Here is a 26,555-nt window from a genome sequence, read left to right on the forward strand (position 1 = left end):
AAAGTAAAAGAACATTATTATGATAGAACCTTGGCAGAGGCTGCCTGCACTCACGCTCAAACAGCTACAGTATTTTGTGACGTTAGCGAAACTTCGTCATTTTACCGAGACCGCTAATCGTTTAGCGGTAAGTCAACCTGCTTTGAGTAGTGCTTTGCGGCAAATAGAGACGGTTATCGGAGGAAAGCTAATTAATCGCACAGCTTCATCCGTAACATTAACGGAGCTAGGTGCTGCAATTTTGCCACATGCACAGCAAGTACTGAGTGTTTCTCATCGCGCATTTAGTGAAATTCAAAAAATAATCGCGGAAGGAGGGGATGGAACATTACGTATTGGCTTAGTTCCTTCCGTAAGTTCTCTGTTATTTCCTGCTGTGCCTGAACTATTAAATCAATATTTTCCGAGGCTTAATATTGAGTTTTATGACCAAACGAATGACGCTTTGATTAATAAACTTATCAATCATGAAATTGATTTCGGTATTGGGGTGTTAGATAGTTCAGTACCTCAGAATTTAGCTATTTTTCCACTACAAGATGACCCTTTTGTGGCTGTTATCCATAATGATGACGCAGTAGCGGATAATAGATTTCATATGCCATGGAAGCTACTCAATAACCGTGATGTGGCTGTATTTTCGAAGGGTAATATTCAACGCTTGGTCGCTGCGACAGTGGAAAGTCACCGTTTAAAATTAAAGATTCGCTATCAAGTGGATTACATTGAAACGCTATATGGCTTAGTTCGCTCAAAACTCGCGATTGCGATTTTACCACAGCTTTATACTGTACATTTACGTGATCCAGAATTGAAAGTTTTACAATTACAACAACCCGAGTTAACTCGTACAGTAGCCTTAATTCGCAATAGCCAACAAACGACGCCGTTAATGGATGAGGTTTTTCAGGTATTGTTAAAAGTATTGCGTGATAATAACGCATAAGTTATATCCATTAAATTGGTAACTACCGCATTTATCGTAAAGTTATTTTATTCGAATAACTGAATAATAGTTTCTAATATCGAAAATAATATTTTAAAGAGCGTCATACAATAGCTCTAATTTTTAGTTAATAAGTCAGGGTTAATGATTTTTGGAATAACATTATGAATACTATACTAAAATATAGCTGTTTTATAACTGTAACTATATTACTTTCCGCTTGTGACGATATGGAACTTTTAAGTGGTAAGGGTAAGTTTTATTATAGTAATCCAAGTACAAACACGATTACGTTTAAGCTAGATGGCAAAGGTTATGATGTTTTACCGGATGATAAAGGCGTTGTTTTACTTTCTAGTGGACCACACCAATTAGTTAGTGGTGAAGGTGACGTGACGGATTTCTTTGTTTTTGAAAATAACTCTGGCGGGATTATTAACCCAAATCATTTTGTTTACTACACCTTGTCTGAAGTTTATGCTGTTGATGGTAAAGAAGATAGGTTTAAACCTGCTAGCTATCCCATTACAATTAATGGGCACGAGCTTGAGCTACCGGCCCGCAGTTCTAACGCAACGCTTATTGATGCAAATATATTTAGGTGTAGCTACCCAGTAGGAGAAAGCTTTCCTGATTCAATCACACTCTATGATGATAAGTTAGATGGAAATATTAAATCTAAATGCTTTGATAAACATGAATTAATTGCCTATTTAGATAATGAATATGGGCAAAAATTATTACCGGATCCTGCTAATCATGAAGCTGCAGATTCTATCAATATGGCATTTATATATGAAGTTCCAACTGTTACTTTTGATAATACGGATGTACAGATAAAAGCCGAAAAATTAATTCAGTTAGCTACACGATTAAAAAATACTGATGATGTTGATATCCATAAAGAATTAAACCAACAATTTCACCATGCTATTACTGAGTTAGTACATGAGCAGGCTCGAAGCGCTTCATCAAACTCTGTTACAGAAAATATAAAGTATAATAATTTTATTCAAGAAATTAATGTAGTAAGAGAACATGGTATTTGGTTAAAACAGTAATGGTTTAAGGGGATATACTATTTATATACTTACTTAGGAAGATTATTTTCAAGTAATAATTTTTGGAATTAATTAAGAAAATGCTTATTAAGTATACAGAGTAATCTTATTTTAAATAACTAATGAAAAAGCCAGATTGGTATGGTTATATTAACCACACCAAGGAACTCGGCGATGAATTTATCCATACAATCCGTTTTCACCGTCATATCAGCTGCATTTTTGTTTTTATTTTCCTCTATTGCTAGTAGTACTACTATTATTAATACTAAAAAAGATCCCGATATTTTAGATTTAGTGTTTATTCTAGATAAAAGTGGTTCAATGTCAGGATTCGAAACCGATACAATCGGTGGATATAATAGTGTATTAACTGAAAATAAGGGAAAAAAAGCAAAAACCTACATTACAACTATTTTATTTAATGACAAAACAAGTTTACTTCATAATAGAGAACCCATTGAAAAGGTTTCTAATCTAACACTTGATGATTATCCCGTTGGTGGCTATACCGCATTATTAGATGCGATAGGAGACGGCATTGAAAAAATGCAAGAAAATAGAAAGGTTACAAAAAATAATAATGTTCTTTTTGTGATAATTACAGATGGACAAGAAAATAGTAGCCGTAAATATTCTCAAGCAAAAATTAAAGCCATGATTAAGTCCGCAGAAACAGAAGATAAATGGGACTTTATTTTCTTGGGAGCGAATATTGATGCCATTTCTGAAGCAGAAAATATTGGAATTAAAAGTTCAAATGCCACTGGTTATGTCCAAGATGGGACTGGATACGACAAGGCTTACCGTGCGGTAAATAAAGCGGTGGAAGCTAAACAAAAGTCTGCGCCAATATCAGAGGATTGGAAACAAGAAGTTGAAGCGGATGTGAAGGAACGAAAAAAATAATAATATGTTCAAATCTACGCAGTATTTTATTATTTAAAATGCCTAATAGTTGATGATAGAGTTGCCAGTAAAGCCCCTATAGCAAGGGTAATAGGGGCTTTTATTTTATTATTATCATTATTTAGTTTGTTTTAAGGCTGTAAACATTTTTTCAGCAAGTATGTTTTGTGCCGACTTGATTCCTGGTAATACAAAGTAGTACCCACCACCAAAGGGCTTGATATAGCGTTCAAGCGGTTCACCATTAAGGCGCTTTTGAGTGTCGATAAAGCCTGTTTTTAAATTTTTCTGAAAAGAGACGAAAATTAAACCCATATCGAGAGCCCCTGTTTCGGTTAACCCGAGTGAATAGCTGTAGCTTCTTCGCCTTAGTTTTGCGGTATAACGTTCAGGATTACGGGGTTCTGCACGGCGCATATGGGAATCAAATAAAATACGGTCACCATGAGGGTCTTGGCCAAACTCAGGATCATCGTGCTCCTTTTTCATGCCGATAGGGGCTCCTGAATCTTTATGCCGACCAAAATCATTTTCTTGATCTTCTAATGGCGTTCTATCCCAAAATTCTAAATTAAAGCGAATGAGACGTACTGCTTGGTATGTCCCTCCGTCACACCAAGATGGTTCTTGACTGCCTTTTGTTATCCAAATTAATTCGTTCATCAATAAATTGTCATCAGCGGGTGCATTTCCCGTTCCATCCTTAAAACCAAAAAGATTGATAGGAGTGGAATGGTTATCAATATCTCGTGCAGGTAAGAAGCCGTCGATTTTCCAGAGAGGAAAGCTGTATGGAGAAATATGACGCAAAATATCACGTAATGCATAGATAACGCTTTCTTGGCTATTCGCGCATATTTGTAGAAGAAGATCGCCACCACACCATTTCTGCTCTAACCTATCGTTGGGGAAACTGGTCATTTCACTAAGATATTTAGGCTTGATTTTATTTAATCCGAACCGGTTATCAAACAGAGAGTTACCTAAAGCAACGGTGATGGTTAGTGAGTCGGGTTGCTGTTGCGTTCCCAGAATACCGGATTCAGCGGGAGGCATTTTATCATTATTGATTGAAGGTGCTTTTTGGGATTGGGTTAAATCAGCAATGCGCTGGGTCAGTAGAGTAAAAACAGTCTGTAATTCTTCGATGGAATTTGCCGTCATATTAAATGCGATAAAGGAGGCATTTTTGGGTTCAGGCGTCAAAACACCGGCTTGGTGTGGCCCAAGATAATTGATTGCTTTGTCATAAGTGAGTTGGCAATCGGCGATTTTATCTTGTGCTTTTAATGCTGGGGCGGCTAAAACTGCACTACTAATTGCGAGCATTTTTAGGGCATTACGCCGAGACATTCCGTTGGTTTGCAATATATTTCTCAGTTTAGCTTGCATAAATGTATGCCTTAATATTTATAGTAAACATCGACATCGAGCTCAGCACGTAATTTTGCTAAAGTTTCGGCTTGCTGAGTGAGTAATGAATAAAGCGCCATTTTGTCTTTGAGTTGTAATTGGCTATAAGGTTGATATGTCGTATTTGATAGTTGATATGACTGCATTATTTGGTTAATCAGTTGGTCATTTTTTTGTATTTTTTCAAGGGTCTCTGGCTTGATAAAAGGCTTAATAATTTCAATTATCTTTTGTGACCCTTTTAAATTAGCAGCAATATCAGTTAAATCAGACAAACTGTAGATATTTTCTTTACCGCCCAATTTTGTTTCTAAGATCATTTCAATAAAATCAGCTGAGGCTTGCACGAGCTTAGGAATTTCAATGGTTTCAGTTGCTACCCGTTTATACAAATCACGCCCTTTAAGTAATAATTCTTGGTTTGCCGTTGAGGCAAGTTCAGTATTTTTTTGCATAAATAATTGGTATTCAACAAGATGAAACCCCGTAAAGCGGTAATCAGTTTCTTTATCAAGGAAGTAATCGGCTCTTGGATTAATTGTTCTATCCGTATTACCAAATAAAATAATAATCGGGCGTACTGTTTCATAATGTTGGTGAGCCTGAATATACGCGGCTTGGGCTTGTTCTAGCTTTCCTTGTTGTAAACTCTGTTGTAACAATTCCAATTGCGTCACCATTTCTGCCAATTCAGCAGTGGCAAAGGCTAAATAGGTTTGGATAGCATGTTGATATTTTTCAGGAGTAGGAATATCCCCTTTAGCGATAATGATGTTATCCCCTGTTTGTACAGGGGATCTCAGTGCTTTACCTTGAACCAAGTTAGGTAGTGCCATACTGAGTATTAAGCTAATCGAGACCCATTTGATGTTATGCCTCAGTGAGCTAGACATTTTTTTTGCTCCGAGTAAACAATGGGATCACAATAGCCCAATAAAGGATAAAGGTAATGACACTGAGCCAAATAGGCTGTGAACGATAGGCAAAGAAAGATGAGATAAAATTACCAGCAATACCCGAATCGTCAAGAAATGCAGTTGTATCCCAAGCGGGATAAATTAAAAAATCAGGGATGGAAAAATCATATTCAATCAGTAAGTTAGCGCTTTCTTCTACCCCTTTAAGTAGGAGAGATAACGCGAGGAATAATAGAATAACGCCGGTAACCTTAAAGAAGATAGACCATGAAACTAAACGATTTGTTAATAAGAATGCATAGAGTGTAAGGCCTGCAATTGCAATTCCACCACCGACTTCAATAAAGAAAGCCGATGCATTAGACGCGGTTAACGACATAATAAAGCTAGATAAAAAGACGACGATTTCGCTTCCTTCACGGGCAATGGCAATGGCAATAATCAATGCGGCGCCCCACCAGTTATGGTGAGCCGCATTACGGCTTATTCCTGATTCAATTTCTGATTTCATTGAGCTGCCATGCTTGTTCATCCAATACACCATTTGGACAATCAGGATACAAGCGAGTAGCTCCATAAAAATCATAAACAGTGATTGCCCTGTATCATCAAGGACATTAAATACGCCATAGATGAGAAGTGCGAGTAAGATGGAGGTAATAACCCCAATAGCGACACCGGCCCAAAGGTATTTCATACCATTATGTGCGTCAGGGTGACGTTTAATCCACGCATAAATAATACCAATGACAAGCAACGCTTCAAAACTTTCACGCCACACAACAAACAGAACTTGTCCCATGCTAAATCCTTTTATTTCGCAATGATCTCGCCTTTGGGGTGAGAAAGGTGGAAGTCATCAAAAAAAGTATATGTGCCAGGTTTCAATGGTGCGATAACAACAACAGAGCTTGCTCCGGGGGCTAAAACTTTTTCTTTTCTTAATTGAATACTTTCAAATTCTGCGGGCTCAGTGCCTGTATTGGTAATTTTAATGCGGATAATTGTTTTTGCAGGGACTTCAAGAACTCGCGGGATAAGATCACCATTTTTCATTTCTAATTCGACAGTATATTTTTCTGCAGCAAATGAAGATAGGGGAATTATTGTACAAGTGATAACCAGTAAAAAGCTCAGTAATGTTTTCATTTTGGCTTGGTTTATCCTTTTATAACGACAAACAAAAAAGGGCTTACGCAAGAAAATTCCCTTGGTTAAGCCCTTAACTAATTTAGGTTAAAAAATTAGTAACTACCTTTACGGCCAACACCTGCGTAGTCAAAATCCCAAGAGACTTCGAAAGGCTGGAACCAAGGGGCCACACCCGTTTCTTTATCAATATGACGGCCAAAGGCAACATCTTTATTGTGTGATGGCGGATAGATTTTATAGGTGACACGGTATTTACCATTGCCATCTAATTTGATGTTTTCCCCATAATGAGGGCCATCACTTGCCACCATAGGCATAAATGTGCCTGTTTGAGTTTGTGGTTTATCACCAAGTTTAGTGACTGAATATTCAATGGTTAGGTAAGGGATCCAATCGCCTTCTGCAAAGCCATTTGGGTTATCTTCAACAGCGTGGATATCTGCTTCTAAGTGGACATCTGCTTTATCTGCAGCTAAGTGAGACATTGCATGATGGCCTTCTTCGGTATCCATTGTAATTGGTTGTAGGTAAACGCCTTGGATTTCCATTCCGTTTTTGATCACAGGGTGACCGAGAGGGTACTCTTGAGCTAATGCTGAGATTGAAAACAACGCGAGACCTGAAACAGCAGCTTTATAGGCGAGTTTCATTATTTTCGTCCTTACCATAAGTGATATAGAGTTGTAATGATAATCATTACTATTACTAAAAAACAAGTGGTAATTTACGATAAGTAAATTACTCGTCGCTAAAAATGTTTGTTTTTATATAAAAATCTAAGTGTTAGAAAAAGTTATTATTCTTTGAAAAATAACTTGCTAATAGTGTGTTCTATTAGGCAGTTTATTATTGTCTACATGATATATTTTGAAGGTGTGAATTTTACTGCGAAAGAACACTTCATTCATTTTGTTGAAAATAAAGGTATAGCCATGCAACGACGTTATCTTGACTGCTCTGCTTCAGAAATTGTAAAACTCAATAAAAAGAATCTATTAGAATCAATTAAAGCAAGTGAAGGGCGAATTTTGGTTTCTGAAACCATAGGCACAATTCAACCCGTATTAATGACAGTGACGAACGCTGAATTAGCCGCAAGCCAAGGTGCAGACATTTTATTATTGAATGTTTTTGATGTTAATCAACCGATTATGCAAGGCCTACCCGAAGGGGTTGAACCTGAGGAAATCATTCGCACACTTAAGCATTTAACGGGACGAGCAATCGGTGTTAATTTAGAGCCTGTACCTGAGGGCTTTAATAATCCGACACAAGATGCGCAATGGAAAATGTCAGAAGGGCGATTAGCAACAGTAAAAAATGCTCTTAAATTAAAAGAAATGGGTGCGGATATTATTGTTCTAACGGGGAACCCTGGCAATGGAGTAACTAATCAGGAAATTAACCAAAGCCTTAAAGAGCTTAAAGCTGTTGTGGGTGAAGATATTGTGCTTATTACGGGAAAAATGCACGCTGCTGGTGTTTTAAATGCTTCCGCAGAGCAACTCATCACAGATGATGACATTCGTACCTTTATTAACAATGGTGCGGATATTATTTTGCTCCCAGCTCCGGGAACGGTACCTGGGATTTCATTAGAATTTGTGCAAAAAATGGTAGGTTATTGCCATTCCCAAGGCGTGATGACAATGACGGCGATTGGCACTTCTCAAGAAGGTGCAGATTTACAAACTATTCGGCAAATTGCATTAATGTGCAAAATGGCCGGGACAGATTTACACCATATTGGTGATTCGGGTTATAACGGAATCGCATTACCTGAGAATATTTTAAATTATAGTATTGTGATCCGTGGTGTTCGTCACACCTATTCACGTATTGCTCGTTCGGTTAATCGCTAGTTGACATTTTTAGGTGATTTTTACAAAAATGGTTTGTAGAAATCACCTATTTAACATAAGTTTTTTCTATTATCCTCGCGTTAATTACAGATTATTTTCGATAAAAATTTATACAATTCCCTCAATTCTTCAGGTAAAATTTCGCCCATTTTTTAAAACAATAAAAGAAGTGAGTTATGTCGCAAAATACTAATCCGGTGCCAAAAATTGGCTTCGTTTCACTCGGCTGCCCGAAAAATCTAGTTGATTCAGAACGCATTTTAACTGAGTTGCGCACTGATGGTTACCAAGTCGTTCCAAGCTATGATAATGCTGACTTAGTCATTGTGAATACGTGTGGGTTTATCGATAGCGCGGTGCAGGAATCACTAGAAGCGATTGGGGAAGCTCTGAATGAAAATGGCAAAGTGATTGTCACAGGATGCCTTGGCGCGAAAGAGAACCAAATTCGTGAAGTACATCCAAAAGTTTTAGAAATCACTGGTCCACATAGCTATGAGCAAGTACTTAACCACGTGCACCACTACGTTCCAAAACCTGAACATGACCCTTTCTTGAGTTTAGTTCCAGAACAAGGGGTAAAACTGACTCCAAAGCATTATGCCTATTTAAAAATTTCCGAAGGGTGCAATCATCGTTGTACTTTTTGCATTATTCCTTCTATGCGAGGGGATTTAGATAGCCGTCCAATTGGAGATGTGTTAAATGAAGCTAAGCGTTTAGTCGCTTCAGGGGTAAAAGAGTTACTGGTTATTTCACAAGATACCTCTGCGTATGGTGTTGATGTTAAAAATAAAACGGGTTTTTGGGATGGGCAGCCGGTAAAAACTAGCATGGTGGGGTTATGTGAACAACTTGCTTCACTGGGTGTATGGGTACGTTTACATTATGTGTATCCTTATCCACATGTTGATGATGTCATCCCTTTGATGGCAGAAGGTAAAGTTTTACCTTACCTAGATATTCCGCTGCAGCATGCAAGTCCCAAAATTTTAAAGTTAATGAAACGCCCTGGCGCTGTAGAAAGAACACTTGAGCGAATTAAGCGTTGGCGTGAAATTTGCCCTGAACTCACCTTACGTTCAACATTTATTGTGGGGTTTCCTGGTGAGACAGAAGACGATTTTCAAATGCTACTCGATTTCTTATCGGAAGCGAAGTTAGACCGAGTAGGCTGCTTTAAGTATAGCCCTGTCGAGGGAGCGAAAGCGAATGAGCTGGCAGATCAAGTCCCTGAGGAAATTAAAGAAGATCGTTATCATCGTTTTATGCAATTACAACAACAAATTTCTACACAGCGTTTACAAGATAAAATTGGTAAAGAAATTTTAGTCATTATTGATGAAGTTGATGATGAAGGTGCTATTGGGCGTAGTATGGCAGACGCGCCAGAAATTGATGGTATGGTTTATCTTAATGGTGAATTTGGTGTTAACGCGGGGGATATAGTGAAAGTATTCGTTGAGCATGCAGATGAATATGACCTGTGGGGAAATATTGTCACTTCCTAAGTGAATCAGAGCGTTTTAAAAGTGTAAATGGCTAACTTAGGTAAATTAAGTTAGCCATTTTGTTTTTTACCACATTGATTTACTGCTTTTAATTGTGAAAAATTGATGTGGATCAAGCGGTTTAAATCTATCAATTAATAACTTGATCTAGAATATAATAATTAAATGGGAAATTGACATAATCAGATAACTCTTATCGAAGAATAAGGATAACTATGTCGGTTCATTTAATATTTCCAACTACAACACCTGTAAAAGAAAGTATTTATAATTCAGATGATTATAAATATATTGTAGAGCTTGCTTATACAACTATTGAAGGTGGATTAGCCTCATTACATGATAATAATATTCGAAGTTCTCTGATTAGCTCTGATGGAAAAACGCTTTGGCTTAGTCATGAGTTTGGGGGCAATTTTGAGATAGCAGCTTTATTATCTGATAATTTGACTTATGGTGCGCGGGCTAAGTTGTATACTGCGCCAATCGAATTACATGGGATTTTTTATTATCTAGCTCCAGTGTATTCACATGCTGGAGAGCCAGTTCTAGTTGTCGCTTTATCTTCAACTCAGAATAGCTGCAATATTTTGTTTGCACTCACGCAGGCTTTAGCAAGGGAAGTGAGTGGGAAATTGAAATTTCACTATTATGAACAAGAAATTTTTAAGGAAAATAAGGTAGAGCAACGATTCGCTAGCTTGGATATTCATTCAGTTGAGAAAGCTTTGATTATTGAAGTGGCGCAGTCTTGTGAAGGTAAAATTCAAAAAATGCATAAAGTCCTTGATATGGGGCGGACAACGTTATGGCGCAAACTAAAGCAGTATGAAATTAACATTAAAGACTACAAATAGCTTCTTACATATGCTTTGGACCGTAAAAAAAAAGCGCTTTCGCATGTTTTGTGGACAACAACAAAAAAGCATAAAAACAGCGAAGCGCGAAGAATTTACCAACATTTTGAACGACAGTCGATAGATAAATAAAGCATAATCTATCTGCTTGTGTCGTTACTTGATGTATCGAGAAAAGAAAATGAAAACGATACTTATTATGCTTGAGTTAGGTAAGTTGGTATGTCGTTTACAGCCCTATTTTTTTAGATTTGTGATGGATAAATATTGATGAGAAAGCGCATTGTCTTACTAAAAAATGGTGTGATAGGTGCACTATTATTTTAAATGATATTTCAGTAACACAAAAAAGTATTATTTTATTTTACAAGTATTAGTAGTTATTATTACTAGTGGAATTATCAATTCACTTAGGTTTCTTTAATCTGTGATAGAGTAGAACTATTGTTTATCACTTATAAAAACAAGTTATTATTTTAAAATTGACAGGATTTTTATCTATATTTATCTAAATTATAGTGCTCTTGGCATTTTTTAGGTAATTAGTTTCTGATGGCTTAGAGTCAAACCACCAGAAACTAATTACGCTATAACAAGATGAACATATCATATAAATTAAATATATTTAGGATAGGTATTAATGTATTCGTATTCTTGAATAAGTTGTGGCAGTGATTTAATACCTAGTTTCGTATAAATGTTAGAGCGATGAACTTCTACAGTTCTTGGTGATAGTGACAGTTTTTCAGCGGTTTCTTTACTGGTATTACCTTCTAATATCATATCCATGATTTCTCGTTCTCTAACCGAAAGACGGTTAAATTTATCAGAGAGGTAGGTATATTTTTTATACTTTTCATGCATATTTAAAAATAATTCTGTTGCGTTACTGATGGAGTTTAAAATTTCAATGTCCTTGAAAGGCAAAGGGAAAAAATCAAAAGCTCCGGCTTTAAAACTCTCACGGCACAAACTGATAGAAGGCTCTTCAGCAAGCACAATGAATGGAACAATACCAAATGAATTATTTATATTGTTTAATCTACTAATACGATTTTCATCATTGTTTAAGAATAATAAAATACATTCTTTTACATTACCCTCATTAGGGTAAGTATAATTACTCATAAACACTTCTTCGTTATTATAAAATCTAAAGATAAAACCAAAAGATTCCATCATTAGTTTCAGTTTATTCTTAAAGATATTATCACTTTCTACGATTACGTGAATGGTGTTATTCATCACCATACTCCTGTTGAACTGATTTGATATTCATACCAATCTGATTAAATACGTAGATAAATAAAGTGAAATTAAAATTTCACAATAATATTTTCTACTGATCGTTGTTCTTTTTATTAGTGTATTACTGACCTTAATTTATATTAAAAACATCATCTAGTTAAATTTAATATAAAAATAGAAACAATAGTTAAAGTTTGTGTCATTGGGTAATATTCGATTAATGACGTGTAACATATTATGTGAATTTACTTATTAAATGTGTTTTTTAACATAAAGTAATAGACAGAAATATTGTTAAAGCTAATCAATAATATCTTAAATCATTAGTCATAAAAAGTCTTAGATGTACACTTTATGCTGTTTTCTTAGGTGATAGTACTTAATCTGTGAATTGACGAAGATTAAGTGCTTTTTATATCTGACATGTTAAAATTTACTCTAACCTAGTTTTGATGAGTGAATATACTTAATGGCTTCTTTAAAAGACGTAGCTCGACTTGCAAATGTTTCATTGATGACAGTATCACGGGCAATTAATAACCCTGAATTACTCAAGCCTGAAACCTTAAAACAGGTCCAACAAGCTATTGAGTCACTCAATTATGTTCCTGATTTTTCTGCTCGTAAGATTAGAGGAAAAGGTTCTAGGGTTTCGACAGTTGGCGTTTTGGCCCTTGATACAGCGACAACTCCGTTTTCTGTGGAAATCATTCTTTCAATAGAGCAAACCGCGAGGCAATTCGGCTGGAGTAGCTTTGTTGTTAATATTACCTCCAGTGAAGATAGTGAAAGAGCTGTCCGGCAATTATTATCCCAGCGACCAGATGGTATTATTTATACTACGATGGGCCTTCGAGAAGTGACTATTCCTGAAGGATTACATAATAATCGTTTGGTTCTTGCCAATTGCATAGATAAAAAAGGGCAGTTTCCAGCCTATGTACCAGATGATTTCAATGGTCAATTGAATGCAGTTAATCGCTTAATAGAGAAAGGGTATCGGAATCCTCTTTGTCTTTATATCCCGCAAGAAACACTTGCTGGAAAAACGCGCCGTGAAGCGGTGGAATCTGCGTGGGCAACGGCTAATTTACCTCTAGAATCGCTTCAGCAATACCATTTAGAGTTAGGTGATGAACACTATTTAGATGTTATAGCTTTAATTAATAGTCACTTTAAGAATAAAAAACCGGATTTTGATGTCATTATTTGTGGAAATGACCGTATTGCATTTTTAGCTTACCAAGTACTACTTAGCCGTGGTTTACGTATCCCACAAGATATCGCAGTACTTGGCTACGATAATATGATAGGTGTTGGAGAACTATTTTATCCACCATTAAGTACGGTTGTGTTACCGCACTATCAGTTAGGTCAACAAGCCGCTTTGCACATCATAGAAGAACGGCAGCAAAGTAGTGTTGAATATGTTGCTTGCGACTTGTTAGAACGTAATTCTTTTTAGTTTCTCCGAGAAGGCAAATCGAATAGACAGTTATTCAATCGCTTTCTTGAGTTCCCAATAAATCGCTTTTTCTAGCTTAGCCTGGTGATTTATTGCAAATAATCTTAAATCTCGTTCACTTTGGTGTGGGTAGATACGGCAACTAAAATTGAGTTCACCATCATTAATAAATACTTCCAAGCTAGAGTGGTCGATAAAAGCATTTATTTTAAGTTGATGACCTTGCGGTATCGGAGCACAACGATTATCACTAATGGTATATTCAGGGTAATGACGCATTAAGGTTAATTGCTGACTTTGGTTATCAACATAGAACTGCACGCCGTATCCAATCCAAAAGCCAAATTTTTCAGCTGGGCTTTGCTGTAAATCCCAAATGAGTTCTATTTCACAACTTGTCGCATTTTCATTTAATACTATGGTGCTGTTTTTGGCTAACATTGTTGCGGGAAAATGGCTTGCAGACTGGCGTAATGATTTCAATTCCTCTATAGGTTTAGAGATAATTTTACCTTGCTCATTCAGTGTTAGCTCTCTAGGTAAAGTAAAGCACCCTGACCACCCATGTTTTTGTGTAGGCATATGATTTTCCCACATATCCATCCAAGCGATAGCAATACGACGGCCATCTTTAGCTAAAAAGGTTTGAGGTGCGTAAAAGTCTTGGCCAAAATCAAGCTCAGTAAATGAATGTGAAATTTGATAAGGTAAATTAGGTGACCAATTACCAACCAAATAGCCATTTTGAAATAAATTTCGATATTGATAATTTTTTGCTTTTTTTCCTTGAGGAGAAAAAAGGGCAATAAATTTTTCGCCTAATGGAAAGAAATCAGGACACTCCCACATATAAACATTATTGTCGTCAGTTTTTGCTAGGATTTGATAGTTTTGATCCCAATTTAATAAGTCAGTAGAGTTAAATAAGAGGATTTGCCCTTGATCTTGAGAGTCTCTTGCACCAACCACCATCCACCATTTACCATCTTGTTGCCAAACTTTAGGATCTCTAAAGTGCATATAGCCATCAGGGGAAGGGAGTACAACACCTTTCTTTTCGAAATGAATACCATCTTCACTGATTGCAACACACTGTGATTGGATGATTTGGCTGTCATCACCTGGATTTGCTAACCAGATATGGCCTGTGTAAAACAAATACAATTTGTTATCGTAACTAATTGCGGAGCCTGAGAAACAACCATCTCGGTCATAATCTTCACTTGGTGCTAACGCAATGGGTTGGTGTTGCCAATGGACCATATCAGTGCTTGTTGCATGACCCCAATGCATGGGACCCCAAATCGCACTAAATGGATGATGTTGATAAAAAGCGTGGTATTGTCCTTGGTGATAGATCAAACCATTAGGGTCATTCATCCAGCCTACATAAGGGGCAAGGTGGTATTGTGGGTAGAACTGCAATTTCATGTTTTCTCTTGCTGTTTTGATGGTTTCGTTGGCTAATTCAAGTTGTTTTTTCATTATGGCTTCCTGAACATTTTTCGATCGCGATAACAAAATGGGCACATGAAATTCAATAATAGGTGCGTTTATTTGCTGGCTTCTTTATACTTAATGTTAACGTTAACAGTTTGCGTTTACTAGTTTTATTTTCATGAGTTGGTAATGTGTTATTTATGAATAAGAATAAAGGTTAAAAATATAAAACTCGCAAAGGAGATATAATGAAAGTTTGGGCATTAGGGGATGCAGTTATTGATTTAATTCCTCTTCAAAACATGCAATATGAAGCTTGTGCTGGTGGTGCGCCTGTAAATGTCGCCGCTGGGGTTGCACGCTTAGGGCAAAATAGTGGTTTTATTGGACGAGTCGGTGAAGAAGCTTTCGGGCATTTCATGCAAAAAACCTTATTTGATATAGGGGTTGATACGAGTGCGATGGAATTTGATGAAAAGTATAAAACAAGTACTGTTCTCGTCTCGTTGCATGAAAACGGAGAACGTGAATTTTCTTTTTTAGTTTCTCCTTCGGCTGACCAATTTTTAACGACAAACAACTTACCGCAATTTGGTCATGATATTTTGCATTTTTGCTCATTAGCTCTAGTGCATCACCAATGTAGAGCGTCTCTATCAACAGCTATCGAACAACTAAAACTCGCTGGTGGGTTACTGAGTTTTGATATTAATATTCGTCCACAAATGTGGTCTGATCCCGATGAAATGCACCAAGTTGTTGATAATTTTGCAAAACGAGCGGATATTTTAAAACTTTCTGATGATGAGCTGCTGTGGTTAACGCAAGAAAGTCGTTTTGAAAATGCAATCGCCAAATTGCAAGGCTATCCTGCCCAATTAAAAATTGTTACTCAAGGGGCTAAAGGTTGTCAGGTGTTCACTTCTTTGGTTCAAATGGCCGTAAGTGCTTATTTAGTAGAAAGTATTGATACCACAGGGGCTGGCGATGCATTTATGGCGGGGTTGTTGGCGGCCATTTCACAATATGGGCTAGTCAATGAAAAAGAGGGGCTGATGAAGGTCATTTCGCAAGCTACTGCTTGTGGTGCATTGGCGACAACCAAAAAAGGTGCTATTGCCGCAGCGCCGACACAAGAGGAATTATGTGCATTTATGCAGCAGCAACCACCATTACATCAGCGTGATGTTTTTTGATGAATATATATGCAGCGAGTAAATAAAAGGTAGCGATATAGTTACCTTTTATTTTAAGAATACTTGATATAATTCAACCTATATTATGATGTTGATAAGTTTTATTTTTTGCATTTTGGCGTATGATAAGTAGCTAATATTATTTAATCAGATTTATTGTGGATAAATTATGTTGCTTCGCTCGGGAGTAGCTCTTGCTATTTTTTCCTATATCTTATGGGGAATCACACCATTATTTTATCGTTTACTTCCCGGAGCGGAACCTTTAGAGCTACTTGCAGAACGTCTTATTTGGTCTGTGCCTATACTTTTTTTTGTTCGCTTAATTATTAAAAATAAATCTTTATGGCGCGAGGTATGGTCTGATAAACGGTCGATAATTTTGTGTTTATTTAGTTCGTCGGTTATGGCGATATCTTGGACAACATTTACCTACGCATTAACTCACGGACAGGTGTTAGCCGCGAGTCTTGGATATTTTATTAACCCATTATTCTCTATTCTACTTGGTGTTTTGTTTCTTCGCGAACGGCTTGTTTTTGCAGAAAAAATGGCTGTTATTTTTATTTGTGCGGGGGTTGGTTACCAAATTTGGCAGTATGGTGAATTACCTATTTTAGCGTTAGTTATGGGGAGTGCTTTTGCGGTATATGGATTAATCCGTAAATTTATTCGATTTGATGTGATTACGTCTTTATTTCTAGAAGCGCTTTGGTTGCTGCCCATTGCAATAGCGATCTCTTGGTGGTTAGCTTCTAATGGTTTAAGCGCTGTGGCGCAAGGGGATTGGCAAATTAAAGTTCTTTATATGTTAGCGGCTCCAGTCACGATCATTCCTTTGCTCTTTTTTACTGCGGCAATTAAACGAACGTCATTAACGGTAATAGGTTTAGCACAATATATAGAACCAACAATTCAATTCTTATTAGCCGTATTTTTATTTAATGAGCTATTTGATTGGGTCAAAGGCATTAGTTTCTCACTTATTTGGATTGGTTTAATATTTTGTGTGTTAGCAATCTTACGCAAACAGTATATTAAATTTTCTCATAAAGAACCTTTTATTACTGGGCGTGACAAAACACCATTAGATTAAATAGTTAACCATCATTATCAATAGTTTATAAGATTATTGTCTTATGGCATTTTTTCCTCGATAGCAAAAGCAAACGGTTGCGTATATAATTGGTAGTAACTTTTTTGTCGGTAAGGTTATCAATCATGAATCAATTAGGTACTGCGCTGTGTAAATCTGCAACAAAAGTCATGTTGTTAGGTGCTGGAGAGTTAGGCAAGGAAGTTGCGATTGAATGTCAACGGTTGGGCATCGAAGTCATTGCGGTTGATCGCTATGATAATGCGCCAGCGATGCATATTGCACACCGTAGCTATACAATAAACATGCTTGATGGCGAAGCGCTGAAGCAAATAGTTTCAATTGAAAAACCCGATATTATTGTGCCTGAAATTGAAGCGATTGCGACACAGGTATTAATGGAACTGGAACAACAAGGACAAAAAGTGGTTCCGTCTGCGAAAGCGATTGTTCTTACTATGGATAGAGAAGGGATCCGCCGCTTAGCCGCAGAAGAGTTGAAATTACCAACATCAGAGTATCAATTTGTAGACAGTAAACTCGATTTTATCGCAGCAGCAGAAAAAATCGGCTTTCCTTGTATTGTTAAGCCAGTGATGAGTTCGTCAGGGAAGGGGCAAAGTGTGATCCATTCTCGAGACGAATTAAATCAAGCTTGGGATTACTCACAGGAAGGTGGTCGAGCAGGTCAAGGCCGTGTAATTGTTGAAAAAATGGTTAATTTTGATTTTGAAATTACATTATTAACGGTCAGTGCCGTGGATGGGATTCACTTTTGTGCGCCAGTAGGGCATCGACAAGAAAAAGGGGATTATCGTGAGTCTTGGCAGCCACAGTACATGAGTGAGGTGGCGTTGAAAAAAGCGCAGGATGTTGCTGAGAAAATTGTTACCTCTCTGGGGGGCTACGGAATATTTGGTGTTGAATTATTTGTGTGCGGTGACGATATTATTTTTAATGAAGTTTCGCCTCGTCCCCATGATACAGGCATGGTGACGCTGATTTCACAAAATTTATCTGAGTTTGCTTTACATGTTCGTGCATTTCTTGGCTTCCCAATCGGTGTGATCCGCCAATATGGACCAAGTGCATCCGCGGTTATTTTACCTAGTTTACAAAGCCAAAATGTGATTTTTTCAAATATTGGTGCAGCATTGGGATCGGATACTCAATTACGGTTATTTGGTAAACCTGAAATTGCAGGAACTCGCCGGTTAGGTGTTGCTTTGGCAATTGCAGATTCGATTGAAAGTGCATTAGAGCTGGCGCAAAAAACCGCTAATACAGTGTGTGTTTCTGGTTGATTTTAATGAAGTTAGTGCTGAACATTTTTGTTTCGCTACTGCTTTTTATATTATCCCAAATAATTGAGGTTGCATCTGGCTTGGCTAATGGGGTTTGATTGGCACTAATAACGGGGATTCCACCTAATAATTGAATGCCAATAGCCCCGTTAAAGTGCTCGTCATTAAAGAAATTATTATTAATCGCTAATCCAGCCAGATTGATAGAGTAAGGTAGCTTATTGACTAACTTAACCCCATTAGCATTTTGAGTTACGTAAATATTTTTAAATGCATCTTCTTGGGGCTGAATTCTTACTAATTTGAATCTTAAGGTTATTCTTGTACAAGATTTTATTTACCCTTATTCCTAGTTTCATTGAAAGAGATATCCGCTATCTTTAATAAGCGAGTATTTATTGGAGTAAGATTGGTGCGCTCCATTTCTTACTATAATCCGGCGTAAAAGTAGAATAAGGAAAGTGATGATGGTTCGTTATGTCGCTGGCTTAATGTCATTAGGATTAATGTCTTTTTTATCAACAGCACAAAATCTTGAACAACAATTTAGCTTATGGGTGGCGAATGAAAAAGATAAAATCGAGTGTTTTGAACCGCAATCATCATTTAAGTATTGCTTAGGTGAACGACCAAATAGCGGTTTGGCTGTTTTTGACCAGAAAGGGCAAGAAGTTTACCAGCTTTATTATTTTGACAACTGGCCAGATGAAGCACAGGACGGGGTATACCGAATTCGTAAAGAAAATAAAATTGGTTTTGCAGATGCGATATCAGGGGAAGTCGTGATTGATGCAATTTATGATTGCGCATATCCCTTTGAAGCAGGGAAAGCGAAAGTCGGTATCGGATGTGAAACACAAACTGATGGTGAGCACAGTTGGTGGGTTGGTGGTAATTGGACTACGATTACACGCTAAACGTATATAGATATCATAAGGTTTCAGGTAACTCAGCTTTAGGTTTTTACGTTATTAGTGAAATTTATTCACAATAAACATCATTTTAACCATGCATACTTCATTTTTTAACTTATTGAAAACAAATTGAAATTGTAATGCAGATCACGTTTTTAAGCTCATTTGACCTCCCTAAAAACCATTCAAAGTAAAAAACAAACCGCTTAATTCCATATGGCACCACTTAGCATAACTTTAGTCATTTGCTGAGTGTAATTTCATACCATATACACCATGGCAGAGCTCAATTTTTTGATTCAATACAGTTCAACCACTGCCAATTAAAAACCCATCAACGATAAATGATAAGCAACGAAAACACAGTGATATCGTTTTTTATGATGGCTAATACAAAATCAATGGCATGTTCGTTTTACCTCAGAAGGGTGTTCTATGAACAAAAATGGTATTTTAAAGCACATTCCGTGGATGATCCTTGGGATAATCGGTGCGGTCTGTCTGGGGGTAGTTGCACTCAGGCGTGGTGAGCACATCAGTGCTCTTTGGATTGTCGTCGCTTCTGTGGCGGTGTATCTCATAGCATATCGTTATTACAGCTTATATATCGCTAAAAAAGTGATGAAGCTGGACGAAACACGTGCGACTCCAGCCGTCATTAATAATGACGGGTTAAACTATGTTCCGACAAATAAAAACGTTCTATTTGGTCACCACTTTGCCGCGATTGCAGGGGCGGGGCCATTAGTCGGACCTGTTCTTGCTGCTCAAGTCGGCTATTTACCCGGCACCTTATGGTTGCTTGCAGGGGTTGTGTTAGCCGGTGCAGTGCAAGATTTCATGGTGTTATTTATTTCATCACGTCGTAATGGTGCATCATTAGGGGAAATCGTTAAAGAAGAGCTAGGCCCAATTCCGGGAACGCTGGCACTCTTTGGGTGCTTCCTAATCATGATCATTATCCTTGCTGTATTAGCATTGATTGTGGTGAAAGCCTTGGCAGAAAGCCCATGGGGTGTCTTTACTGTTGTGTCAACGGTACCAATCGCCTTATTTATGGGGATATATATGCGATATATCCGACCAGGGCGTGTTGGTGAGGTTTCAGTCATTGGTATCGTCTTGTTAGTTGCCTCTATCTGGTTTGGTGGCGTGATTGCTCACGACCCATACTGGGGCCCAGCACTGACATTCAAAGACACGACGATTACTTACGCGTTAGTGGGTTATGCATTTGTCTCTGCATTATTACCTGTATGGCTAATTTTAGCGCCTCGTGACTATTTAGCGACATTCTTGAAAATTGGGGTTATCGTTGGTTTAGCGATTGGTATCGTTATTCTAAACCCTGAATTAAAAATGCCAGCAGTGACGCAATTTGTTGATGGTTCAGGTCCTGTTTGGAAAGGTACTCTATTCCCATTCTTGTTTATTACCATCGCTTGTGGTGCGGTATCCGGTTTCCATGCGCTTATTTCCTCAGGGACAACACCTAAGTTATTAGCAAACGAAAAAGATGCGCGTTACATCGGTTATGGTGCAATGTTAATGGAGTCATTTGTTGCGATTATGGCTTTGGTCGCGGCTTCTATTATCGAACCAGGCCTGTATTTTGCTATGAATACGCCGCCAGCAGCGTTAGGTATTACCATGCCTAACTTGCATGAGCTGGGGGGGCCAGATGGCGCGGCTATCATGGCTCAACTGAAAGATGTATCTGTTCATGCAGCAGCTACAGTAAGCTCATGGGGCTTTGTGATTTCACCTGAACAAATCATGCAAACTGCGAAAGATATTGGTGAGCCGTCGGTATTAAACCGAGCAGGTGGTGCGCCAACATTAGCGGTGGGTATTGCGTTTGTTTTCCACGAAATCATGCCTGCGGCAAATATGGGCTTCTGGTATCACTTTGGTATTCTGTTTGAAGCTCTGTTTATCTTAACCGCATTGGATGCAGGGACTCGTTCAGGCCGCTTTATGCTGCAAGATTTATTGGGTAACTTTGTTCCATTCTTGAAGAAAACAGATTCACTGGTTGCTGGTATCATAGGTACAGCTGGTTGTGTTGGGCTGTGGGGTTATTTATTGTATCAAGGTGTTGTTGACCCACTGGGCGGTGTTAAGAGCTTATGGCCTCTGTTCGGTATCTCGAACCAAATGTTAGCAGCAGTTGCTTTAGTCTTGAGTACAGTAGTGCTGATTAAGATGAAACGCAGTAAATACATTATGGTGACTGTATTACCTGCAGTATGGCTATTAATCTGTACAACTTGGGCATTGGGACTGAAATTATTCAGTGATAACCCACAACTGGAAGGATTCCTATACTTAGCGAAATCTTATAAAGATAAGATTGCGGCAGGTGGTGCAGAGTTAACTGCACAAGAAATTACTAATATGAATCACATTATTATTAATAACTACACCAACGCAGGGCTGAGTATTCTATTCTTGGTGGTTGTCTACGGTATCATTTTCTATGGTATTCGCGTTGGGATGAAAGCGCACAAAAACCCAGAGCGTACAGACAAAGAAACACCTTATGTTCCTGTACCTAAAGAGGGCGTGAAAGTTTCATCTTCACATTAAGTCACCCTTCAACGAAATTGAACATCGGAAGATGTTCGGTAAATGAAAGGTCGCCCTACATTGTGTGTTCATGATGTAGGGCATTTGTATTGGAGAGGCTGATGTTTGGAAATCTCGGCAAAACAGGAAAATACCTCGGGCAAGCAGCACGCATGCTAATTGGTATTCCTGATTATGATACCTATGTGCAGCATATGAGTGATAATCACCCAGATAAACCTGTGATGACCTACAAAGAATTTTTTCGCGAAAGACAAGATGCACGGTATGGTGGTAGCGGTAAAGGCGGATTTCGCTGCTGTTAATCAATGAAGTGTGAGGGCAATAATGAAACCTATTAGCGTAACAATTTTAACCGGTTTTCTCGGGGCTGGTAAGACGACTCTCCTTAGCCATATTCTTCATGCTGAGCACGGTCATAAAATTGCAGTGATTGAAAATGAGTTTGGTGAAGTCCCCATTGATAACGCAATAATTGGTGATCGTGCGACACAAATTACCACATTAAGTAATGGCTGTATTTGTTGTAGTCGTTCGAATGAATTAGAAAATGCCTTATTAGACCTATTAGATGGCCTTGATAATGGAAAATTAGACTTTGAGCGTCTCGTCATTGAGTGCACTGGCATGGCAGACCCAGGCCCGATCACTCAAACTTTTTTTTCCCATGAAGTCCTATGCGAACGTTATGTGTTAGATGGCATTATTACACTAGTGGATGCTGTTCACGCTGATAAACAATTGAATGATTTTGCCATTGCTCAAGCGCAAATTGGCTATGCAGATCGCATTTTATTGACCAAAACAGATATTGAGCCGAATAACGAAGCTTTAATTGAACGTTTACAACGTATTAATGCGAGAGCACCGATTTACCCAGTTATTCAAGGTGATATCGACCTGAGTTTATTATTGGATATCGAAGGGTTTTTATTGGATTCACAGTTGAATGTCAAACAACCGACATTCCGTTTCGCGCCTAAACAACAAAATGAAGTCGGCTCGATTGTCCTTGAATTTAATTATCCTGTTGAACTGATGGCCGTTTCTCAAGTAATGGAAGACCTATTACTCGGTTTTGCAGATAACTTACTGCGTTATAAAGGAATTCTTTCCATTATGGGTGAACCAAAACGCTTATTATTCCAAGGTGTTCAACGCCTCTATAGTGCGGATTGGGATAGAGACTGGGAAGTTGATGAACAACGCCGCAGTGTATTAGTGTTTATTGGTATTGACCTACCAGAAGATATAATTCGTGAAAAATTCGCAGCCCTAGAAGTTAATTCAAAATAGAACAATTCAAAAAAATAATTTCAAAAAAGAAATTCAAAAAGAAATTCAAAACGAAATTCAAAGTCATTAGCGGCGTAGCAAGGCGGCAAAAGAGCCAATCCCTAGGAGCATACATAAGTATGTGACTAGGGTTGGCGAATGTAGCCAACAATGCTACGGCGTTAAGGGCGAAGAATTAGCGACGTAGCAAGACGGCAAAAGAAATAATCCCTAGGAGCATACACAAGTATGTGACTAGGGTTGGCGAATGTAGCCAACAACGCGACGGCGTTAAGGGCGTGCTTTAGCGGCCATAATTTCAATAATCTGCACGTCAGTATGTTTCATTGAACCCGCGGCTAAAGAACATAAATTGGCAATAGATTGGTCGACATCATCAGACACAATACCATCCGACCCTCTAACACAGCTATTATCTAATGCCATTAGCACGGCTTTATAAGCGGCACTCGCACTGGTTGACACCTTCATTGCACAACTGTTTGATGCGCCATCACAAATCATACCACTAACATCACCAATCATACTGGAAATTGCCATTGCAACGACTTCATAGCGGGATTCTAGTAACCAAGCAATGCCCGCGGCAGCTCCCATCGCCGCTGTTGTCGCAGCGCACAATGCCGATAATGCAGGAAGCTGGTTATGAATGTAGATTGCCATCAGATGGGAGAGCATCAATGCACGAGCCAGTTGTTCTTCTGAAGATTGTAGGTAATCAGCAGTCACAACAACAGGCATGGTGGCTGCAATACCTTGGTTGCCTGAGCCGGAGTTGCTCATTGCGGGTAATACGGCACCGCCCATGCGCGCATCTGAGGCGGCAGAGGTGCGGATCATAATTTCTGACATTAAGTCTTTTGAAAGCAGGCCACGGTCTCGCTGGGTTTGTAATGTTTTACCGATATGTAAGCCATAAACGTTGCGTAAGCCTTCTTGAGATAAAGCTTCGTTTAAATGTGCGGCTTCAAGAATAAAACGAATATCCTCTAAAGGTGCTTCGGTAGCAAATTGATAAACAGACTTGGCGGTGACGGGGGGCAGAGGGACATCAGCCGCACAGTCAACGGGCGATTCATGGTGAGGTTGAGCTGTTGTGGCATCAAATACGGTATGATTGTTATGAACGATTTTAACAATATTGGTATGCGACCCTGCAATGATGACGGTTGCGGATTCAGTTTGTGTGTATACCGTGGCTTCAGAGTAGATAACATCATCACAAGGGTGTTTGATATCTACAGTAATAGCTCCTTGCGCTAACATGGTTTTACTCAAAGCAATGGCATCCGCGGACGCTGATTTTAAAACTTCTAAACCTGCATCGGCATCGCCCCCAACAGCACCAAGCGCAGCTGCGATAGGTAGACCTACCATACCTGTCCCGGGGACGGTTACACCCATGCCATTTTTCATGAGGTTAGGAGAGACAAAAGCACAGACACGGATCACTTGCCCATCAAGAAATGAAGCGGCTTTAGCAGCAGCATATGCCAATGAAATTGGCTCAGTACAACCTAAGGCAGGTTTTACTTCTTGTTTTACTGCTTTGATAAAATATTGCCAAAGTAGTGGTTGTGATTGAGCATGCATGGCAAGTCCCCTTAATAAAATCTTTTTCGATTTTATTATTTTAAACAACAGTCTGGAGAAAAACTTCACTAAGTTAGGGGATTTAAAGAGAGTGAAGAGAAATATTATCTCTAATTTGAATTATAAAAATGAAAAAATTCTAATTTTGAGCCTGGTCACAAAAGTCCTGCCTATAAAATTCGGCAGGACTGAGTGATAACGGAACAGATTAGCTTTCTACATCAAGACGCTTACTTTGCCACTTACGTGAACGCCAGCGCCATGCATTCGTTAAGCCGCGCAACCATTCATCAGCAAAGAAACCTAACCAAATACCTAAGAGGCCCATCTCCATTTTTATACCTAAGAAGTAGCCTAATGGGATAGCAACGCCCCACATAAAAATAATGGCGGTACACAGAGGAAAGCGGGCATCACCTGAGGCACGTAAGGCATTCACCATCACGATATTAATTGTTCTGCCGGGCTCTAAAAACACCGAAAGTAAAAACAATGGCAGCAATAATTCAATAATACCGTGGTCGTCCGTAATGTTATTTAGGATAGGATCACGGAATAACCAAAAGGCAATAACCACACCAATTGTTACGTAAAAACCCATTTTGAGGCTTTTTACCCCGCGCCTAAAGGCATCTTCAAAGCGTTTTGCTCCAACAAGATGGCCAACCATAATTTCATTACCAATACTGATAGAGATACCGAACAGCATGATAAATAATGACAATTGGAAATAGAGTGTTTGTGCCGCAAGAGATGTTTCTCCCATGAGACCGATAAACGCAGATGCGGTCATAAAATGGAGGATCCAAACGAGGTTTTCACCGGCGGAGGGTAAGCCAATATGTAAAATTTTACCCAACATTTTTCGCGACCAGTGTATTAGCATCATTGGGACAAATTTAATCCTCAACCCATAAAACAGTAGGCAGAAGAGTAAAATAACGGCAACAATACGCCCAACGACAGTTGACCAAGCAACGCCCTCAAGGCCATATTGTGGTAACCCAAAGAAACCATAAAGAACAATGATGTTACCAAACACGGTAATCACATTAGCGATTAATGTGACCCACATTGCAGGCTGTGCTTTACCATAAACTCGCAAGCATGCGGCTAAAATAATTGAAATCGCTTCAGGAATTAAACATATCCCTAAAATACGTAAATAAGTATAACCATCAGCCATTAAATGTGATGGCATATTCATGATAGTTAGAATGCTATAGCCAAAAAATAATGCGACTAGCGCGCTAGAAAAACCAAGAATAAAGTTAAACGCGATTGAAATATGAATTGCTTGGCTGGCTTTTTCTCTGCGGCCTGCTCCTAAGTATTGGGCAATAACAACGCTACATCCCACACTTATAAAGTTAAAAATAGTAATAAATAGGTCAAACACTTGGTTTCCCACCCCCATAGCAGCAAGGTAGGCAGTAGAAACGTGGCTAACCATATAGGTATTAATTAATAATGTGGCCAAATGAAGAAAAATATCGATAAAAATTGGCCAGCTGAGCGAAAAGAGTGACCGCTCAGTCACATCAGATTGATGCATTGAGAACCTTTATATATTCATGAATGTTAGGGAAAGCTTGTTGAGTGGCTAATTCTACATGGATTTCAACAATGAAAATAGGGTTAAAATGCATCTGACTTAATTAGGCTAATGTTTTGTTTACTTTTAATTATTCTGTTAAATTTAATTTCGCTATATACCCTAAATAATTCGAGTTGCAGGTAGGCGACAAGGGAAGATAGGCGGGGAACATAGATAAACTATGTGACT

Annotated in this window: 23 protein-coding genes; 14 read left to right on the forward strand and 9 right to left on the reverse strand. The window is 38.4% G+C overall.

What is annotated here, in order from left to right; genetic code table 11:
- Nucleotides 1-19: 19 nt before the first annotated feature.
- The 3 genes from ACU696_RS07025 (at nt 20) to ACU696_RS07035 (ending at nt 2,916) form a co-directional block, all read left to right on the forward strand.
- A complete protein-coding gene (locus tag ACU696_RS07025) occupies nt 20-946 on the forward strand; it encodes a LysR family transcriptional regulator (protein WP_196719108.1) in 927 nt (308 codons plus the stop codon).
- A gap of 164 nt (nt 947-1,110) precedes the next feature.
- A complete protein-coding gene (locus tag ACU696_RS07030) occupies nt 1,111-2,007 on the forward strand; it encodes a hypothetical protein (RefSeq protein ID WP_196723961.1) in 897 nt (298 codons plus the stop codon).
- Between the two features lie 174 nt (nt 2,008-2,181).
- Nucleotides 2,182-2,916 carry a vWA domain-containing protein gene (locus ACU696_RS07035; protein ID WP_117162682.1) on the forward strand — a complete coding sequence of 245 codons (735 nt, stop codon included), beginning with the start codon at nt 2,182-2,184 and terminating at the stop codon, nt 2,914-2,916.
- Nucleotides 2,917-3,033: 117 nt separating this feature from the next.
- Here the strand turns inward: ACU696_RS07035 and efeB are convergent, their stop codons facing one another.
- From efeB to ACU696_RS07060, 5 genes are all read right to left on the reverse strand, one after another.
- Nucleotides 3,034-4,308, reverse strand: coding sequence for an iron uptake transporter deferrochelatase/peroxidase subunit (gene efeB / locus ACU696_RS07040; RefSeq protein ID WP_209102405.1), 1,275 nt, complete (start codon nt 4,306-4,308; stop codon nt 3,034-3,036).
- An 11-nt stretch (nt 4,309-4,319) separates the two neighbouring features.
- A complete protein-coding gene (locus ACU696_RS07045; protein ID WP_109912030.1) occupies nt 4,320-5,222 on the reverse strand; it encodes an EfeM/EfeO family lipoprotein in 903 nt (300 codons plus the stop codon).
- Nucleotides 5,215-6,048 (reverse strand): FTR1 family iron permease, encoded by an 834-nt coding sequence (locus ACU696_RS07050; protein WP_004913791.1) that lies wholly within the window; start codon nt 6,046-6,048, stop codon nt 5,215-5,217. Before ACU696_RS07050 ends, ACU696_RS07045 begins: the two co-directional genes overlap by 8 nt.
- An 11-nt stretch (nt 6,049-6,059) precedes the next feature.
- On the reverse strand, nt 6,060-6,395 hold the full coding sequence (locus tag ACU696_RS07055) for a cupredoxin domain-containing protein (RefSeq protein ID WP_110732217.1): 336 nt from the start codon (nt 6,393-6,395) through the stop codon (nt 6,060-6,062).
- A 95-nt stretch (nt 6,396-6,490) separates the two neighbouring features.
- On the reverse strand, nt 6,491-7,048 hold the full coding sequence (locus ACU696_RS07060) for an iron transporter (RefSeq protein WP_004913787.1): 558 nt from the start codon (nt 7,046-7,048) through the stop codon (nt 6,491-6,493).
- A gap of 282 nt (nt 7,049-7,330) precedes the next feature.
- Here ACU696_RS07060 and ACU696_RS07065 point away from each other — a divergent pair, with 282 nt between their 5' ends.
- The 3 genes from ACU696_RS07065 (at nt 7,331) to ACU696_RS07075 (ending at nt 10,628) form a co-directional block, all read left to right on the forward strand.
- Nucleotides 7,331-8,260 (forward strand): DUF7916 family protein, encoded by a 930-nt coding sequence (locus ACU696_RS07065; RefSeq protein WP_109912089.1) that lies wholly within the window; start codon nt 7,331-7,333, stop codon nt 8,258-8,260.
- A 176-nt stretch (nt 8,261-8,436) separates the two neighbouring features.
- Entirely contained in the window at nt 8,437-9,771 is a 1,335-nt protein-coding gene (gene rimO, locus ACU696_RS07070) for a 30S ribosomal protein S12 methylthiotransferase RimO (RefSeq protein ID WP_004913782.1), read from the forward strand.
- A gap of 215 nt (nt 9,772-9,986) precedes the next feature.
- On the forward strand, nt 9,987-10,628 hold the full coding sequence (locus ACU696_RS07075; RefSeq protein ID WP_447343053.1) for a helix-turn-helix domain-containing protein: 642 nt from the start codon (nt 9,987-9,989) through the stop codon (nt 10,626-10,628).
- Nucleotides 10,629-11,243: 615 nt separating this feature from the next.
- Here the strand turns inward: ACU696_RS07075 and ACU696_RS07080 are convergent.
- Nucleotides 11,244-11,873 (reverse strand): response regulator transcription factor, encoded by a 630-nt coding sequence (locus ACU696_RS07080; protein WP_447343054.1) that lies wholly within the window; start codon nt 11,871-11,873, stop codon nt 11,244-11,246.
- 472 nt (nt 11,874-12,345) lie between these two features.
- Here ACU696_RS07080 and ACU696_RS07085 point away from each other — a divergent pair, with 472 nt between their 5' ends.
- Nucleotides 12,346-13,341 carry a LacI family DNA-binding transcriptional regulator gene (locus ACU696_RS07085; RefSeq protein WP_110732216.1) on the forward strand — a complete coding sequence of 332 codons (996 nt, stop codon included), beginning with the start codon at nt 12,346-12,348 and terminating at the stop codon, nt 13,339-13,341.
- 30 nt (nt 13,342-13,371) lie between these two features.
- Here the strand turns inward: ACU696_RS07085 and ACU696_RS07090 are convergent, their stop codons facing one another.
- Complete coding sequence (locus tag ACU696_RS07090; RefSeq protein ID WP_209102407.1) at nt 13,372-14,826, reverse strand: glycoside hydrolase family 32 protein; 1,455 nt, start codon at nt 14,824-14,826, stop codon at nt 13,372-13,374.
- Between the two features lie 203 nt (nt 14,827-15,029).
- On the opposite strand from ACU696_RS07090, the gene ACU696_RS07095 reads away from it, so the two are divergent.
- From ACU696_RS07095 to yjiA, 7 genes are all read left to right on the forward strand, one after another.
- Entirely contained in the window at nt 15,030-15,977 is a 948-nt protein-coding gene (locus tag ACU696_RS07095) for an aminoimidazole riboside kinase (RefSeq protein ID WP_004913771.1), read from the forward strand.
- Nucleotides 15,978-16,146: 169 nt separating this feature from the next.
- Nucleotides 16,147-17,073: an EamA family transporter RarD gene (rarD, locus tag ACU696_RS07100; RefSeq protein ID WP_109912035.1), complete on the forward strand. Its 927-nt coding sequence runs from the start codon at nt 16,147-16,149 to the stop codon at nt 17,071-17,073.
- A 125-nt stretch (nt 17,074-17,198) separates the two neighbouring features.
- A complete protein-coding gene (purT, locus tag ACU696_RS07105) occupies nt 17,199-18,377 on the forward strand; it encodes a formate-dependent phosphoribosylglycinamide formyltransferase (protein ID WP_004913766.1) in 1,179 nt (392 codons plus the stop codon).
- Between the two features lie 464 nt (nt 18,378-18,841).
- Nucleotides 18,842-19,294 carry a WG repeat-containing protein gene (locus tag ACU696_RS07110; RefSeq protein ID WP_123382371.1) on the forward strand — a complete coding sequence of 151 codons (453 nt, stop codon included), beginning with the start codon at nt 18,842-18,844 and terminating at the stop codon, nt 19,292-19,294.
- A gap of 432 nt (nt 19,295-19,726) precedes the next feature.
- The gene (locus tag ACU696_RS07115) at nt 19,727-21,880 is read left to right on the forward strand and encodes a carbon starvation CstA family protein (protein WP_004913760.1); all 2,154 of its coding nucleotides are present in this window, start codon (nt 19,727-19,729) and stop codon (nt 21,878-21,880) included.
- 101 nt (nt 21,881-21,981) lie between these two features.
- Nucleotides 21,982-22,185, forward strand: a complete 204-nt coding sequence (locus ACU696_RS07120) for a YbdD/YjiX family protein (RefSeq protein WP_004260586.1) — start codon at nt 21,982-21,984, stop codon at nt 22,183-22,185.
- A 22-nt stretch (nt 22,186-22,207) separates the two neighbouring features.
- On the forward strand, nt 22,208-23,176 hold the full coding sequence (yjiA, locus tag ACU696_RS07125) for a GTPase (protein WP_109912036.1): 969 nt from the start codon (nt 22,208-22,210) through the stop codon (nt 23,174-23,176).
- 270 nt (nt 23,177-23,446) lie between these two features.
- Here the strand turns inward: yjiA and ACU696_RS07130 are convergent, their stop codons facing one another.
- Both ACU696_RS07130 and ACU696_RS07135 read right to left on the reverse strand, forming a co-directional pair.
- Nucleotides 23,447-24,769, reverse strand: coding sequence for an L-cysteine desulfidase family protein (locus tag ACU696_RS07130; protein WP_109912037.1), 1,323 nt, complete (start codon nt 24,767-24,769; stop codon nt 23,447-23,449).
- Nucleotides 24,770-24,977: 208 nt separating this feature from the next.
- Nucleotides 24,978-26,324, reverse strand: coding sequence for an MATE family efflux transporter (locus ACU696_RS07135; RefSeq protein ID WP_004913749.1), 1,347 nt, complete (start codon nt 26,322-26,324; stop codon nt 24,978-24,980).
- Nucleotides 26,325-26,555 lie beyond the last annotated feature (231 nt).

Source organism: Providencia sp. PROV_01 (genome assembly GCF_053098325.1).